Source organism: Virgibacillus sp. NKC19-3, assembly GCF_019837165.1.
Lineage (GTDB): Bacteria > Bacillota > Bacilli > Bacillales > Amphibacillaceae > Virgibacillus_L > Virgibacillus_L saliphilus.
In genome coordinates this window covers 3,665,072-3,681,019 of sequence record NZ_JAGYHC010000001.1, presented here as the reverse complement: position 1 = coordinate 3,681,019, position 15,948 = coordinate 3,665,072, and the positions used below count along the sequence as shown (strand labels likewise).

15 protein-coding genes are annotated in these 15,948 nt (G+C 41.3%); 11 read left to right on the top strand and 4 right to left on the bottom strand.

Annotated features, from left to right (window positions below; all coding sequences use genetic code 11):
* The first annotated feature begins 12 nt into the window (after nucleotides 1–12).
* Nucleotides 13–1,047 (top strand): S66 family peptidase, encoded by a 1,035-nt coding sequence (locus KFZ56_RS17500; protein WP_222643373.1) that lies wholly within the window; start codon nucleotides 13–15, stop codon nucleotides 1,045–1,047.
* A 137-nt stretch (nucleotides 1,048–1,184) separates the two neighbouring features.
* Here KFZ56_RS17500 and KFZ56_RS17495 read toward each other — a convergent pair whose 3' ends face one another.
* Nucleotides 1,185–2,594, bottom strand: a complete 1,410-nt coding sequence (locus tag KFZ56_RS17495; RefSeq protein ID WP_222643372.1) for a purine-cytosine permease family protein — start codon at nucleotides 2,592–2,594, stop codon at nucleotides 1,185–1,187.
* A gap of 390 nt (nucleotides 2,595–2,984) precedes the next feature.
* Between KFZ56_RS17495 and KFZ56_RS17490 the strand changes: the two genes are divergently transcribed.
* From KFZ56_RS17490 to KFZ56_RS17480, 3 genes are all read left to right on the top strand, one after another.
* A complete protein-coding gene (locus tag KFZ56_RS17490) occupies nucleotides 2,985–3,248 on the top strand; it encodes a hypothetical protein (RefSeq protein WP_222643371.1) in 264 nt (87 codons plus the stop codon).
* Between the two features lie 90 nt (nucleotides 3,249–3,338).
* Nucleotides 3,339–3,446: a carcinine hydrolase/isopenicillin-N N-acyltransferase family protein gene (locus tag KFZ56_RS20120; protein WP_375540707.1), complete on the top strand. Its 108-nt coding sequence runs from the start codon at nucleotides 3,339–3,341 to the stop codon at nucleotides 3,444–3,446.
* Nucleotides 3,412–3,648, top strand: a complete 237-nt coding sequence (locus tag KFZ56_RS17480) for a carcinine hydrolase/isopenicillin-N N-acyltransferase family protein (protein WP_222643370.1) — start codon at nucleotides 3,412–3,414, stop codon at nucleotides 3,646–3,648. Before KFZ56_RS20120 ends, KFZ56_RS17480 begins: the two co-directional genes overlap by 35 nt.
* 143 nt (nucleotides 3,649–3,791) lie before the next feature.
* Here the strand turns inward: KFZ56_RS17480 and recQ are convergent, their stop codons facing one another.
* Nucleotides 3,792–5,939 carry a DNA helicase RecQ gene (gene recQ, locus KFZ56_RS17475; RefSeq protein ID WP_222643368.1) on the bottom strand — a complete coding sequence of 716 codons (2,148 nt, stop codon included), beginning with the start codon at nucleotides 5,937–5,939 and terminating at the stop codon, nucleotides 3,792–3,794.
* Between the two features lie 265 nt (nucleotides 5,940–6,204).
* Between recQ and KFZ56_RS17470 the strand changes: the two genes are divergently transcribed.
* Nucleotides 6,205–7,371, top strand: a complete 1,167-nt coding sequence (locus tag KFZ56_RS17470; RefSeq protein WP_222643367.1) for a lactate 2-monooxygenase — start codon at nucleotides 6,205–6,207, stop codon at nucleotides 7,369–7,371.
* A gap of 396 nt (nucleotides 7,372–7,767) precedes the next feature.
* On the top strand, nucleotides 7,768–9,624 hold the full coding sequence (locus KFZ56_RS17465) for a cation:proton antiporter (RefSeq protein ID WP_222643366.1): 1,857 nt from the start codon (nucleotides 7,768–7,770) through the stop codon (nucleotides 9,622–9,624).
* A gap of 77 nt (nucleotides 9,625–9,701) precedes the next feature.
* Here the strand turns inward: KFZ56_RS17465 and KFZ56_RS17460 are convergent, their stop codons facing one another.
* On the bottom strand, nucleotides 9,702–9,884 hold the full coding sequence (locus tag KFZ56_RS17460) for an SE1832 family protein (protein WP_222643365.1): 183 nt from the start codon (nucleotides 9,882–9,884) through the stop codon (nucleotides 9,702–9,704).
* A 19-nt stretch (nucleotides 9,885–9,903) separates the two neighbouring features.
* Nucleotides 9,904–11,004 (bottom strand): AI-2E family transporter, encoded by a 1,101-nt coding sequence (locus KFZ56_RS17455; RefSeq protein WP_255585198.1) that lies wholly within the window; start codon nucleotides 11,002–11,004, stop codon nucleotides 9,904–9,906.
* 269 nt (nucleotides 11,005–11,273) lie between these two features.
* Here KFZ56_RS17455 and KFZ56_RS17450 point away from each other — a divergent pair, with 269 nt between their 5' ends.
* The 5 genes from KFZ56_RS17450 to KFZ56_RS17430 all read left to right on the top strand — a co-directional run bounded on the left by KFZ56_RS17450 (nucleotide 11,274) and on the right by KFZ56_RS17430 (nucleotide 15,914).
* Nucleotides 11,274–13,016: a phospho-sugar mutase gene (locus KFZ56_RS17450; RefSeq protein WP_222643363.1), complete on the top strand. Its 1,743-nt coding sequence runs from the start codon at nucleotides 11,274–11,276 to the stop codon at nucleotides 13,014–13,016.
* A gap of 214 nt (nucleotides 13,017–13,230) precedes the next feature.
* The gene (locus KFZ56_RS17445) at nucleotides 13,231–14,004 is read left to right on the top strand and encodes a MeeY/MeeF family manganese export membrane protein (protein ID WP_222643362.1); all 774 of its coding nucleotides are present in this window, start codon (nucleotides 13,231–13,233) and stop codon (nucleotides 14,002–14,004) included.
* Nucleotides 14,005–14,120: 116 nt separating this feature from the next.
* The gene (locus KFZ56_RS17440) at nucleotides 14,121–14,483 is read left to right on the top strand and encodes a DUF488 domain-containing protein (RefSeq protein WP_222643361.1); all 363 of its coding nucleotides are present in this window, start codon (nucleotides 14,121–14,123) and stop codon (nucleotides 14,481–14,483) included.
* Between the two features lie 82 nt (nucleotides 14,484–14,565).
* Complete coding sequence (locus tag KFZ56_RS17435) at nucleotides 14,566–14,838, top strand: 4a-hydroxytetrahydrobiopterin dehydratase (protein ID WP_222643360.1); 273 nt, start codon at nucleotides 14,566–14,568, stop codon at nucleotides 14,836–14,838.
* Between the two features lie 128 nt (nucleotides 14,839–14,966).
* Nucleotides 14,967–15,914, top strand: a complete 948-nt coding sequence (locus KFZ56_RS17430) for a response regulator transcription factor (protein WP_222643358.1) — start codon at nucleotides 14,967–14,969, stop codon at nucleotides 15,912–15,914.
* Nucleotides 15,915–15,948 lie beyond the last annotated feature (34 nt).

Sequence of the window (15,948 nt, the reverse complement as noted above, 5' to 3'; positions counted from 1 at the left end):
AGAGGGGATCCAATGCTCATAAAACCAAAAAAATTGCAACCCGGAGACAAAGTGGCGACAGTAAGCCCTTCCTGGGGAGGGGCTGGGGAACCGGAAATCAAATGGCGATATGAACAAGGAGTGCGAAGATTAGAGGAGGTATTTGGCCTTGAGGTTGTGCCGATGCCAAACAGTTTAAAGGGTGCGGATTATCTATACGAGCATCCGAAAGCCCGTGCCGACGATCTGATGACGGCTTTTCGGGATGAGGAAATAAAAGGGATCTTCTCGAATATTGGTGGAGATGACAGTATACGTTTACTCCCATATATTGATTTTAATGTGATCCGTGACAATCCGAAAATATTCGTAGGGTATTCCGATGTGACAATTTCCCATTTGTTTTGCCTTAAAGCAGGTGTGTCCTCTTTTTATGGGCCTGCTGTTTTAAGTGATTTTGCTGAAAATGTGGAAATGGATCCTTACACTGTAGAGGCGGTGAAGCGGACGCTATTCTCCAACAGTGTGGTTGGTGAAGTGGAACCTGCTAAAGAATGGACGAGTGAGTATCTGGAGTGGGATGAAGCGAATAAACAGAAGCGGCGAACAATGCAGCAAAACACCGGATATGAAGTGCTTCAGGGCGCAACGAGTGTCGTGCAGGGACGTCTGATTGGTGGTTGTATGGATGTGCTGGAATTCGCAAAAAGCACCGAACTTTGGCCTGATGAGAACAATTGGGATGATAGTATTCTTTTCTTTGAAACTTCGGAGGAAGAGGCAGAACCTGCATGTATGAAATATTGGCTGCGGAATTATGCCGCGCAAGGCATTCTGCACAAATCGAGGGCAATCATTTTTGGTAAGCCGCATAATGAGAAATATTACGAAGCATACAAAGAAGAAATAGTAAACGTTATGAAGGAATATGGCTTAGAAGATTTGCCTATACTCTATAACTTAAATTTTGGCCATACAGAGCCGAAGTTTATTTTGCCATATGGCACAATGGCAGAAGTTAATTGTGTTAAAGGGACGTTCTCAATTTTGGAAAGTGGTGTGACGTAGGAAGCAAAGGAACCGCCTCATGCCAACGTAAACGCCATGCGACCCCAGTAGCATGGCGTTTATCATCCCGAACGCCGAAGGAATCAACCCGAACGCCGAAGGAACCATCAAAGAGGCGGGTTTACTTCCCATTGCTTTTACGCAATATAATCTTCTCTCGCCACATCATTGTTTTTTCGTTTGATGTAATATTTCCCCTTGGTCGTAATAGCTACAGTCACAGTGAGTATAGCTGCGAGAACAGCTGCGAAAAATGCAGCAGTACTTTGCAAGAATGTCCCCATGTATCCTAATGCTGCAACTGTGCCTAATCCGCTTGCTACCGCTAAAGCAACAACACCAACCGGATTCCATTTATGCAGATTCTGTTGCCTGGCCTCGTAATAACCGGGACCAATCCTTAATACCTTTTTGACGATAATGGCATCCGTAACCAAAATCGCTGCCCAAGTCATTAGGAAGACGCCTTGGAACGTCATAGCCGCTTCCAGATGATTGACGATACCGGCCAGCATTAAAATCATCGCAGCAACCCCTGTAACGACCACCCAAAAGCGACGCCCTGGTTTAAATTTAAATATATTTTCAAAAAAGGTAGAAAGCGATAATGACCCACTATATATATTTGTGATATTAATTCTTACCTGCGTGATCATGGTAAACAAGACTCCAAAGATACTCAGGAGTAGCACAATATATACACCTGGATTTGGCTCTCCCAGTCGAACGCCAAACCATATCCCAAGGCCACCCATGACGCCAAAACAGAAAATCTGGGGGATAAATCCAATGGCAAATATGCCAAACTTCGTATCTTTTGGTTTAAGAAAGCGGGCATAGTCTGATGCGAGCAGTGGTGTTAGTCCCATAATACCATGCTGCATGCCAATACAAAGCAATAAAGCTGTTCCTCCAACTTGGACGCCCTCTGGCATATACGACCAGAAACTACCGTCGTAAACGGAGGTCGTGTTTGCAGCCATGATAATAGCTGCAATTAAAAAAAGGCCGAACAACGGCAACGACCATTTTTGCAATTTATCCAACTGCTTGATCCCAAACCAATTTAACGGGATAACAATCGAGCCAAAGAAGATAATTAATACCCACTCAGGGATTACAGGAAAAAATTCATGAACAGCAGCTACGAGTATTAAACCTTCCAACGCGCAATACATGATAAAATTTGTAGCATAAATAAATGAGGTCAACGAGGCGCCAATATAGCCAAATCCACCGCCACGTGATAATAAATTAACATTCATTCCGGATTTTGCAGATAAATAAGCAATGAATGTTCCCAGTATACCGGCAACAATAATCGCATAGACAGCCGATATAATAGCATTAATTGCACCAAATTGAAGAGCCATGACACTCCCCATTTGGAAGTAAAATATGGCTGTTGCAATACCAAACGTAATATTTGTAATACTAATCCAACCCATGTTCCTTTGCTCGCGAGGGACTCTGTCTAATGAATAATCTTGATCCATTTCCTCGTGAGTATGTTGATCTGCAGTTTCTCCAGATCTCACATCTATCATCTCCTTTTCTTGTTTATTGTTTCACAATGTCGACTTCTAGAATTTGTGTGTATATTCACAACCGGCTGCTACCAGATTTTTACTATATCAATAGTATGTAACGTAATCAAATTGGATTATCGCGCTTGTTGTTCAATTTAACCGTGAAAAAATCTATCTATCTTTCAAATACGCTTTTTATCTAAGAGATCGTTGTCTACGCTCTTGATAGGCGGAAGTGAAGATATCATAGGGTAAACGAACAGGAGGGTGACGCAGGCATAGATGAAATAGCTGGTAAACGTAGCGAGCCTACATGAGGGAGGGGTGAGGTACATAATATGGGCAATAAAGGAATTTTACAGCGCGATGCAGAATGAACTATTATAACGAAAATAAGGGGATGTTTCCATGCCATATTTCGAAGTAGCCATAGATCAACAAAATGGGGCTTCGCATGAAATCGGCTATCATCAGGGTAAACGTATCCCCACTTCATTGGTAGAAAAATTCGAGCCCATTGTGAATGAAAATATTGATGTACACGCCGTCGAGAATATCTTTCATCATTTTGCGCCACACCTTCTTGATGAGATAAAGGGATTATCAGATCAATGCAAATGCCTTATAAGAAGGTACTGTCTCTGTTCAGTGGCTATGATATTCCAAAATTAAAGGAAATGGGTTGCTCTGCCGTAGTCCACGCCCAACTATTATGTTCGAAATTATGATTTTTCGCTTGATGGCTATGATCATCGGTTAGCGATCATTAATCCACAGAAGGCTTACGGGAGTGTTGGCTACAGTCTACATATGGTTGGCAGACATGAAGGAGTAAATGAAAAAGGGCTGGCAATCGGCTTTCATTTTTAAACACACCTGTTCTAGAAAAGGATTAAGTGCAGGGAGTATTCTAAGGATTGTGTTGGACACATGTCAAACAACGGATGAAGCTATTCAATTAATGAAGAAATTGCCACATGCATGGAGTTACGATTACTCAATGGAGGATACAAAGGGGCAAATTGCTGTTAATGATGGAAGGGTATTTTTATATGCTGGAATGATTGTATAAACGCCATGCGACCCTGGAAGCATGGCGTTTACCATCCCGAACGCCGAAGGAACCATCCCGAACGCCGAAGGAACCATCCCGAACGCCGAAGGAACCATCCCGAACGCCGAAGGAACCATCCGCATCTCTGTCCTGTATCACATTTACATCAGTCCATTTTTAACCAAAACAGCCTTGATCATCGTATAGCTATAGTTCTCAGGCAAAGTCTCTTTCAATGGCTTCAACCGTGGTTCAGCAAGCTCCTCACGCGTGGCAAGTACAGCAGCTTCTTCTTCATCGTTAAAAAAGATTTCCCATGCAATTGGATATCCTGCCTTAAAAGCTTGAAAGAGGTGACTCTCTATTGTTTGCTGGGAAAGTTCCCGAATAACGGCAATATCCTTCATCGACTTGCCCGACTGAAACATTTGATAACTCACCATATGGCTTGGCCGATCATCATCCGTTTTCTTCTTCTTCGGCTTAGGTGCAGGTGCATCAGCGATTTGGATTTTCTTTTTCACATCTGGATGTTCTTTTCGCCAATTCTGAATGACGGAAAGAAAATGCTCTCCGTACTGTTCATATTTCCTTTCCCCGACGCCTTTGATCTCCAGCATATCTTCCTTGGTGACAGGAAAATAACGGCTTAAATCCTTTAATGTTGCATCGGAAAATAATACATATGGCGGAACATTTCTTGCATCAGCCATTTGTTTTCGTAGTGCCCGTAGCGACGAGAATAAGTCTTCATGATAGTCGGCTGCTTCGCTCACAGGTATTGGTGCTGTAAACATCCAGACAGGGCGAGCCCCTTTTAGAACATCAAACGAGTTTTGGTTCAATCTTAATGTCGGGAATTTCCCCTCTTCCGTTGCCAATAGCTGTTCGGCAATCAGAAAATGGATCCATTCTGTCAGCCCTTTTTCCGTATAGGCAGATAATATGCCGTAGGTTGAAATCTGGTCCAAGCGGAAATCTCTTATCTTTTTATCTCTGGATCCTTTTAAGACTTTGGCAGTCATGCCGACACCGAAGCGTTCACCCATACGCTTGACACAAGACAAAATCATTTGCGCTTCCTCGGTAATATCTGTTTTCTCCTGACGCTCTACACAATTGCTGCATCGTCCACAAGTTTCCGTTGTCTCTGTATCGTTAAAATAATCCAGAATTTGTGCGGTTAAACAGCTATGGGTGTGACAATAATTAATCATCGCCTGTAATTTACGGTATTCCTGCTGTTTAGCGGCCTCATCCATGAGCGATTGTTCGATTAAAAATTTCTGTAATTGAATGTCCTGCGGAGAGAATAAAAGAATGCAATCACTTGGTTCGCCATCACGTCCGGCCCTGCCGGCTTCCTGGTAGTAGGATTCGATGTTCATGGGCATGGCATAATGGATAACAAACCGCACATTTGATTTATCGATCCCCATCCCGAATGCATTTGTTGCAATCATGACCGATTTTTCGTCATAAATGAATGCTGCCTGTGCTTGTTTACGTTCCTCCTCCGAGAGGCCGGCGTGATATTTAGCTACGTCAAAGCCGCGGCGCGTCAACTGATCATGTAATGCTTCTACCTGTTTTCTCGTTGCGGTGTAGATAATGCCTGATTCATGTTGATGCTCTTCTAAGAAGGAACGGACATAGGATGATTTGTCCTTTCCTTTTGCAATGTGAAAGGATAAATTTGTTCGTTCGAAGCCAGTGTTGACGACATGATTTGATTCGATATGCAGTAAATCTCGAATATCCGAAATAACTTCCTCGGTAGCTGTTGCTGTCAATGCGACAAAAACCGGGATATTAGCTAATTTTTTCAAGTTAGGAACAATGGAACGATAGCTGGGCCTGAAATCGTGTCCCCATTGGGAAATACAATGCGCTTCATCAAAAGCCACAAGTGCAAGCGGGATATGCTTAATGGTATTGACAAAATGCATCGACTCAAACCGCTCGGGAGCTACGTAAACGAATTTATAGCGTTTGGCAGCGATGTCCTGCAGCCGTGCTTGCTGTTCACTCACAGAAAGTGAACTATTAATATATGTAGCGGGAATGCCGTATGAAGAAAGGGCGTCAACCTGGTCCTTCATAAGTGATATTAATGGAGAAATGATGATTGCTGTACCATCTAAGGACAAGCCGGGAATCTGGTAGCATAAGGATTTACCGCCACCCGTTGGCATCACAGCAAGTGTGTTATGTAAGTTTAATATATGATCAATTGCCTCTTTTTGACCAGGGCGAAACGTTTCATAGCCAAAATAGGTTTGTAGAATTTTTTCTTCTTTTACAAGCATCTGTTGCTCCTCCTTTTCCTAGATTAATGGTAACATATTTATTGCTGTATGAACGGAAAGAGGCTAAAAATAGAATGTTAGTAATGGATAGAGCATTGAAAATGTAATTTTTTACGTAAAATGCCTCTATTATTACGTTTTCTTGGAGTTATATTGACGTAATAATTATGAAAATATATACTTGTCTAAAATATAAATGTAAGTATTTGTCCATGGCTGCAATAAAGACAGAACATGCAAATCGAAAACAAAAGGAGAATCACGAATGTCTAACATTGGTAACGATGTTCAATACAAAATTTATCAAACGATGTTTAATCCCGACCCAAATAGACTGCCGGTTATTTATGAGGAGTGGGAAGCGAAGGCGCGTGAAGTTCTGGAAGATGGACCGTTTTACTATATTGCCGGGGGTGCTGGTGGGGAGGATACAATGAAGGCCAATCTAGAGGCATTCCACCATTGGAAAATCACCCCAAGGATGCTGCGAGATGTAGAGGATCGCGATATTACTGTTGAATTATTTGGGCATACGCATCCTTTTCCCATTCTTCATGCTCCTATTGGTGTACAGTCTATCATCCATCCGGATGGAGAACTGGCTTCGGCTAAAGCCTGTGTACAGATGGGTGTGCCATACATCGCCTCTTCTGCGTCGACGCAACCGATGGAGGAAATTGCAGCAGCGATGGGGGATGCGCCAAAATGGTTCCAGCTGTATTGGAGTAAAGATCCCGATGTAACTGCCAGCTTCCTGCAACGAGCTGAAAAGGCGGGATATTCAGCCATTGTTGTTACATTGGATACGCCAATGCTGGCATGGCGTGAATATGACTTGAAAAATGTGTATTTACCGTTTCTGATCGGGGAAGGGGTTGGAAATTATTTAAGTGATCCAGCGTTTCGTTCTAAATTGGAGAAATCCCCTGAGGAGGATCCAACAGCAGCAATTATGTATTGGACACAAATTTTTGGCAATACGGGGTTAACCTGGGATGATATTTCTTTTTTAAGAAAACATACCAGCCTACCTATCCTGTTAAAGGGAGTCCTGCATCCGGATGATGCCAAAAAGGCATTGGAATACGGTGTAGATGGAATCATTGTTTCCAATCACGGCGGTCGCCAGGTTGACGGAGCACTAGGAGCACTCGAGGCTTTGCCGCTTATTTGTGATGTTGTTCAGGAGCAAATTCCAGTGCTGATGGATAGTGGAGTCAGAAGAGGGGCAGATGTTGTGAAGGCGATTGCGCTTGGGGCGAAAGCTGTACTTGTTGGAAGGCCATGTATGTATGGACTAGCCGTAGCAGGTGAACAAGGCGTTACAGAAGTCTTACAAAACATAATTGCTGACATGGACATAACCATGGCGTTAGCTGGAGGAAAATCGGTCAGTGAACTGGATAATTCAATGCTTACTAGAACCAGATAAATAGACAAGCAGGGTGGAATAAGTATGGGTTACGATCTACTAGTAGAGATTAGTATTGCCGAGATGGTTGCTATAATAACTGGCTGATCCTATCTCATATGGATTCCACCCACTTTTGGAGTGAACAGAATGTGAGTCGGTTCATAACGTACATCATTCCACGCAATTACTTCCTATTATCAGATAAATCAGGGAACATCTCGTTTTAGTCCCCATTTTCTCAAAAAAACAATATTTCCCTTACCAGTAACTGGTTTGTTGTCATAGCAAACGTTGCACAGCTTCCTCATCCTTAAATCGAGTACCATCTTAATTTTTTTCAAAAAAGCTGTTTACAATCCCCTTATTCACCTATAGAATGTCTCTATGTTTGAACAAAATTAAGGGGGTCTGAAAATGATTCCATCTCTATTATTTGAAATAACACTGATTGGTCTTTTAGGGATTGGTTCACAGTGGCTGGCTTGGCGATATCGGTTACCCGCAATTGTTGTCATGTCAATCACAGGCCTGCTGGCTGGTCCAATTATTGGTTTAATCAATCCTGAAGAAGACTTTGGTGCCTTATATAGTCCGATTATTTCAGTAGCGGTAGCGATTATTCTTTTTGAAGGTAGTTTGAATCTGAGTTTTAAAGAACTTCGTGGACTAGGGAAACCAGTTTTTCGAATATCCACAGTCGGTGCATTTATTGCTTGGATCCTTGGCTCCTTAACGGCTCATTATATAGCCGGCTTGTCTTGGGCAGTAGCGTTTGTCATTGGTGGCCTATTTATCGTAACCGGCCCAACGGTTATTATGCCGCTTCTTCGTCAATCCAAGCTGAAACCAAGACCTGCAAAGATATTAAAATGGGAAGGTATTATTGTTGACCCCATTGGCGCCTTACTAGCAGTCTTTGCTTTTGAAATTATTGTATTTATCACTGCCTCGAATCCGGATGAGTCCGCTCTTCTCTTATTCTTTGCAGCGTCAATTTTTGCTGCGATTTTCGGTTGGGCTTGTGGCAGGGGTCTCGGTTGGATGTTTGAAACGGGTCACGTCCCTGAATTTCTGAAGTCTCCTGCAGTCGTCGTAGTGGTCATTTTCTGTTTTACAGGGGCAGATTTAATCATGCATGAAACAGGGCTCTTGTCGGTAACAGCAATGGGTATTACGCTTGCAAACATGGGGATTAGTTCGATTTCCGATATGCGTCACTTTAAGGAAAATATATCGATTCTATTAATCTCAACCATATTTATTATGCTAACAGCTTCATTGGAGCCAGAGACACTGCTTCATATTTTCAGCCCGAACATTATTGGATATGTGCTGTTAATGATGTTTATTGTTCGTCCGTTATCTATATTTTTATCAACAATCGGAACAAGATTAACATTTAATGAAAAAGCACTAGTTGGTTGGATAGCCCCACGGGGAATTGTTGCGTTAACCGTGTCTGGTTATTTCGCTACGGTATTAACAGATGCAGGCTATGAAGATGCGTCTATTTTAACGACGCTAACTTTCGCACTTGTGTTTTTTACCGTTGTGGCACATGGCTTCTCCATCAGCTGGCTGGCGAGAAAGCTCAACCTGTCCATGGAAGGGAAACCTGGTGCATTAATTGTTGGCAGTAATCCATTTACAGTCGAACTCGCCAAGTCCCTATCCAAATCAAAATTCCCTGTCATTATTGTTGATTCTTCCTGGGAAAATTTACGCAAAGCACGAGAGGCAGGGCTTCCTGTTTATCATGGAAATATGCTTTCAGAACAGACGGAATATAATCTTGATACGATACCATATGATTATTTACTTGCTGCAACAGATGATCATGCGTTTAACTCGCTTGTATGTACAACGTTTATGCCTGAATACGGCAGGACCAATGTATTTAAAGTGAGCCCGTACACGCAACTCAATAATGGCTATTCCAGTGGGGTTGTCTCCAAAGTCGGTGGTAGAATTCTGTTTGATAAGAATTTTTCCATGGATGATTTGAATGATAAGCTAAAAAATGGCTATGTATTTCGCCAAACAACGCTTACCTCACAGTATAATTATAAAAATTATCTTGCGGATAAAGATGAATCTACTGTATTCCTGTATTTAATTAAGCCATCCGGATTGCTTAAATTTTATTCAGAGGAAATGCGAACAGTTCCTGCCATCGGAGATAAAGTGGTCAGTTTAACACCACCCACAAAAGAAAAAGAAAAAATCCGGTCAAGAGTGGAAAATCAACGAAAAACAAATGAAAATAAGTAGGAATCTCTATACGTTAGCGTATAAACCCTTATAGTAGAAGATTTATCAGCAAAACAAAAGGCGTGAGGCCCGTAGCCTCACGCTTTTCTATCTTCAAGCTGCTGATTAATGGAAGCAATTTCCTCCTCCAACCGGACCAACTGCCTTTCTGCGGAGGAAACTCTTCCTTTCACATATTCTAATTTATCCATATCCCCTTGAATACGAGCATAATCGGATTTCAATTCTTGCAATTTTGCTTCCAACTCTTGTCTCGTCATATGTGATCTCCTCCATTATTTATAATAAAGCGTCTTGTTTACGTTTCTTCGATTCTAAATAGGTATCATAAAAATGAACGATAATGGTTCGTAGCACAGCATAGAACGGTACAGCAAACAGGATACCGATAAATCCTGCAATACTTCCGGCAGCCAGGATGACCGTTATGATGGTTAATGGATGTAAATTCAGCGCCTGCCCCATGACATTTGGTGAAATTAAGTTACTTTCAATTTGTTGGGCAACGATCATAATTAATGAAACCCAAATAAGGTTCATTGGATCCTGAATTGCTCCGATAATAAGTGCCGGCGTAACGGCGATAAATGGACCGAGATATGGAATAACATTTGTTATCATTCCAAACAGCGAAAGTGCCAGTGCATAATCAAGACCAATAATGAGATAGCCGATAAATAACAGGACACCAACGAAGAAGCTGACAATGAGCTGACCTTGGATAAAAGAGGTTAACACATTATCAATCTTCTGTAGTAGATTACGTATGTTATCCGCTTTTTTCTTTTCAAAAATTTGTGTGATAAAGGGAACCAATTTTTCTCCATCCTTCAGCATAAAGAAAAGGAAGAAGGGGATTAGCACAATCCCGGCAATAATCGTCACTAATTGGCCGATAAAGCTTCCAATAAACCCGAAAAGATTGTTGATGATATTTTCAACATGGGATGGGATATCATCGGCAAAATCACTGATGGCGGTCAATACTTGATCCGGAATGTTTGCGTAATTAGTCTGCCAATAATCAATAAAGTTCTCGACGGCATTTACCATCGATGGAATTCCCCGAATTAAATTGGTAATCTGTCGTTCAGCAATGGGCCAAATATACAACACAAATAAGAATACAATTAAAATAAGTAGTAAAAATACGAGAATAATAGAGACAATGCGATTGATTTTAAGTCGTTCGAATAAATGCATCACCGGTTTGGTTAGATAATAAAGAATGCCGGCTCCAATAATAGGAAATGCAACTGCCCCCAGTAATTGGATTACTGGAATAAAGATAAAATCAGTAATCGAAATTAACCAGATTAATAGAAAAAGGAATATAAAGAAAACCATAACCTGGAACCATTTTTTATGAATCACGTACATCACAACTTTCTGTCCGATTTATATATATTTCCATTCTACCTGTTTTTTAAAAATATAGGAAGGATAGATAGCATTTTTTCGCCGTTAAAAATATATCCATATTTCTTAACTGCATAAGTGCAACTAAGATAATCGCCTCAAAGCTTTGCGATTATCAAGTTTTACTAATTATTTTATCCTGTAAATGACTGGATTAAACGCTCCGATAGCAAATTATAAAAAAATATGCTAAGATTTTACCATCTATACATAACGGGGGATACATTTATATGCGTAATTGGGAAGACGTTTATCAAAAATGGAATTCATTTGAAAATCTTGATGCATCACTAAAACAGGAGTTGGATACATTAAAGGAAGATCGTGCCACGCTTGAGGATGCCTTCTATAAAGAGTTGACCTTTGGTACTGGTGGAATGCGTGGTGTCTTAGGGGTTGGGACGAACCGGATGAATATCTACACGGTACGTAAGGCTGTCAATGGGTTGGCAAACTATTTATTTGAAAACCGTGTAAACGTCAAAGATAGAGGCGTTGTTATTGCTTATGATTCAAGATATATGTCCAGGGAGTTTGCGGTTGAGGCGGCAAAAGTCCTCGGCGCCTATGGAATAAAGATAAGTGTGTTTGATTCCCCGCGTCCGACACCGCTTTTATCGTTTGCCGTGCGTTATTTAGGCACCGCCTCAGGTATTATGATAACCGCAAGTCATAATCCTCCTGCATATAATGGGTTTAAGGTATACAATGAAAATGGGGCACAAATCACGCCGGATGAGGCAAGTGAGATTATTGATGCGATCCAAGCAACGGAAGATGAACTAACCGTATCTGCACTGGATAGGGAAGTGTTGGAAGAAAAAGAATTGCTTACGTGGGTAAATAATGAAATTGATAACGCCTATTTAGAACAATTAAGGGCTATTACCAAAATAAAACCTGAGGAGCAACAACAGGAAAAAGAGTTACCAATTGTTTTCACACCGCTGCATGGAACGGCATATCAGCTTGTCATGAAAGGACTGGATCAATTACATTTTTCCAATGTAGATGTTGTTAAAGATCAGGCAACGCCGGATCCGGAATTTTCTACCGTGGAATCCCCCAATCCTGAAGAACATCAAGCTTTCACGTATGCGATGGAACAAGGGAAGAAACAAGGTGCATCGATGTTACTCGCCACAGACCCTGATGGCGATCGTTTGGGCGTAGCTGTTCGAAACAATGCGGGAGAGTATCAGGTTTTAACCGGGAATCAATTGGGTTCCTTATTGCTCGACTATATTTTATCCCATAGTGACCCGGTCATATTACAAACAGCCCGTATGATAAAAACCGTTGTCACAACAGAATTGGGCCGATCGATTGCGGATTCTTATAATGTAAAAACGGTGGATACATTAACAGGTTTTAAATTTATCGGGGAAAAAATTAACCAATTTGATGCGACAGGGGAAACATTTATCTTCGGCTTCGAAGAAAGTTATGGATATCTGATCAGTAGCTTTGCCCGGGATAAAGATGCTGTGCAAGTAGCTGTAATGGCATGTGAAATGGCTTATTACTGGGAAAAACAAGGAAAAACATTGCTCGACGTTCTGCATGATTTATATGAAAAACACGGCTATTATAAGGAAGGGATGTCTTCCCTGACGTTAAAAGGAAAAGAAGGGTCAGACCAAATAGCTGCCATTATGAGTGAAATTAGGGAAACTCCTTTAACGGAAATTGGCGGTTTTAAGGTGGAAAAGGTAGAAGATTACTTAGCAGGCGAGCGTATATTAACGGGGTCCGGTGAACGTGAAACGATCGAATTGCCAAACGAAAATATGATGAAATTTATATTAGAAAAAGATAGCTGGGTTTGTCTGCGTCCATCCGGGACAGAGCCTAAAATTAAATGCTATTATGGTGTTCGCGGGCAATCTCTAGCGGATAGTAAAGAAAGGCTGGCATCATTAAAGGAAAATATGGATGACATTATTGAAAAAATACGTGCGTCTATAAAATAGAAGTTGACAATTTACACATAAAAGGATTTAATAAAGATAATAGTAGTTTCCTAAAGGGGAGTAGCTGTACAATTTAAGTCGTCATTACGAGATGAGTTCTCCGGCTTAATTGGCAACGGGCGTTGTTTGCGAGACCTTTACCGCTAACGGGTAAGGGTCTTTTTTATGCTTTAAAACCTGTTAGCAGATCGATCTTATAGGAGGAGAGAAGCTGATGGGTGTAGAATTAATGGTGGAATATTTATGGGTATTGGTTATTTTAATAGGTTTAGAAGGTTTGCTAGCAGCAGATAATGCGTTAGTACTGGCTATTATGGTAAAGCATCTCCCGGAAAAACGGCGGAAAAAAGCCTTGTTTTATGGACTGGCTGGCGCCTTTGTCCTGCGTTTTGGCTCACTATTTGTCATTTCGTTCCTTGTAGACGTCTGGCAAGTGCAAGCAATGGGGGCGATTTATCTATTATTCATTTCGTTTAAGAATTTATATGATCGGTTTAAACCAAAAGCGCGTGGGGAGACTGCGGCTGCTGTTGAGGAAAGAAACCGGAAAAAGGGCAGTGGGTTCTGGATGACGGTTGTAAAAGTAGAATTCGCTGATTTGGCCTTTGCTGTTGACTCTATTTTAGCAGCTGTGGCATTAGCTGTAGCACTTCCGCCAACAGGTCTGGGTACGATTGGGAGTTTGGATGCTGGGCAATTTACCGTTGTATTCGCAGGCGGGATGATTGGTTTAATCATTATGCGATTTGCGGCTAATATATTTGTCGATTTACTTCATAAAAGGCCAGGACTCGAAGTTGCAGCTTTCCTGATTGTAGGTTGGGTCGGTGTGAAACTCGCGATCATCGTATTCGCACATCCGGATATCATGTGGATCCCGCATACATTCCCTGAGTCAACCCTGTGGAAAGGGCTATTTTATGTTGTGTTGGTAGGTATTGCAATTATCGGGTGGTTTGCTTCGGGAAAGAAGGAAAAGGAAGTTTGATGGAGGTGTCTCTCAGTGCGTTAAAATGCGAGCAAGGGTGGTTTGTCCCGTTCGTTCATCATTGATTGCTTTATTTTTTTCTAAAACGGGTATTGTACAAGCAGGGAGGAATGAAAATGCCAGTAGAAATAAAACGAATTTATGATAAAGGATCGACGGAAAATGATGGTGTTCGCGTGCTAGTGGATCGTGTATGGCCGAGGGGCATTTCTAAAGAAGATGCCAAACTGGATCACTGGATGAAAGAAATAGGGCCTTCCAATGATCTACGAAAATGGTTTGGGCATGATCCAGATAAATATGAGGCGTTTAAGAAAAAGTATAAAGAAGAACTGGATAGCGGTAAGCAGCAGGAAGCATTGGCAGAATTAAAAGAAATTACGAAAGAACGCGATAAGAATGTGACCTTATTATTTGCCGCCAAGGATGAGGAGCATAACCAAGCACGGGTGTTGAAAGAGATATTGGATCGGCAGTAAAGTGCTATGGACTCAATGGGCTAATTCTTCATTACACAAAAGTTCAACATCGTGAGGTTTCAAAAATCAAGGAGGTATAACCATGGTGTTAAACGAAAAACAAATTCAAACAAACCTGAATCAATTGCCTGGTTGGGAATACAACGATGATTATCTGGTAAAGACGTATAAATTTTCAGATTTTAAAGCATCGCTGACGTTTGTAAATAGCGTCGGTGATTTGGCAGAGGAAGCTAACCATCACCCTGATATTGTTATCCAGTATCATAACGTAAAATTGTCACTCCGCTCACACGATGAAGATGGTATTACCGATAAGGATTTTGATCTTGCAGGTAAGATTGAAAAGCTGTAGATCAAAAAAGGGGTCTGTTTCCCATTACATTAACACATTAAAGTGGTGGGAAACAGACCCCTTTTACAATCATTTCATGTTATACTACATTTATATTTACATGATTTTTTTGAACAGGAGCTTGGATCATGGCATACTTTAACATAAACAATGAAGTGATAGCTAGTAAGTTTCTCCCATCATTTTCCCTTACGTTAGAAGATTCCTACGCAACGTCCATCTATAGTGATACAGATATGCAAGCTGAACTGGTAAAAAGCCTCCGAAATAATGGTCAGATTCCCGTTTTTGACTTGCAGGACGGTTTATATGAACGTTTGACCGTAGAAGCGAATATCGCCTTTTATCATAAATGGTTTGGCTGCGGAACCCCCATTCCCGAAATTCTCGTATGGTTTGAATTGCAAACCTGTGCAAAGACCCCGATCTATAAATGCTCTGAATCGGAAATCCGCCGAGTTCGTTTTGTCAGGTATTATATGAGCGCTGCCCATCCAATGGTTTTCCTAGAGCCCATTCACGGTGTTGATATCAAAACAGTCCAAACATTTATTACTATGATGGAAAAGATCAAAGCTAGCAACATACCGGTTCTTGTCTTGGTATCCAATATGGAGCATGCATTGTTACTTGGAGAGGTGGCGTATAAGCTGCAGGAAAAAGGAATCCAACCAATTGAAGTCGATGACGGCGAAGAAGAAGCGACCACGGATAGTCCTGCACCACCGACAACGACAAATTTATTCAAGATTACGGCAAAGGTGGATGATAAAATGATTTTATTTGATCCTCCGGAAATCGACTATATCGAGAGTCAAGACGGAAAGGCTATGATTGTCATCAATGATCAATCTTATGCGATGGAGTCTACACTTGGGGAAATGGAAAAGAAATTGGGGGTTTATGGGTTTTATCGCTGCCATCGATCCTATATCGTGAATTTGCAAAAGGTACGTGAAATTATTACATGGTCCAAAAATACATATTCCCTCCGGATTGACAACAAAGCACAATCGACCATTCCATTGTCACGGACCAAAATTCAGGACATCCAGGAGAAATTCAGCCTGAAATAAGTACCGTTCACGATAAATACAAAAGTGGAAGCGC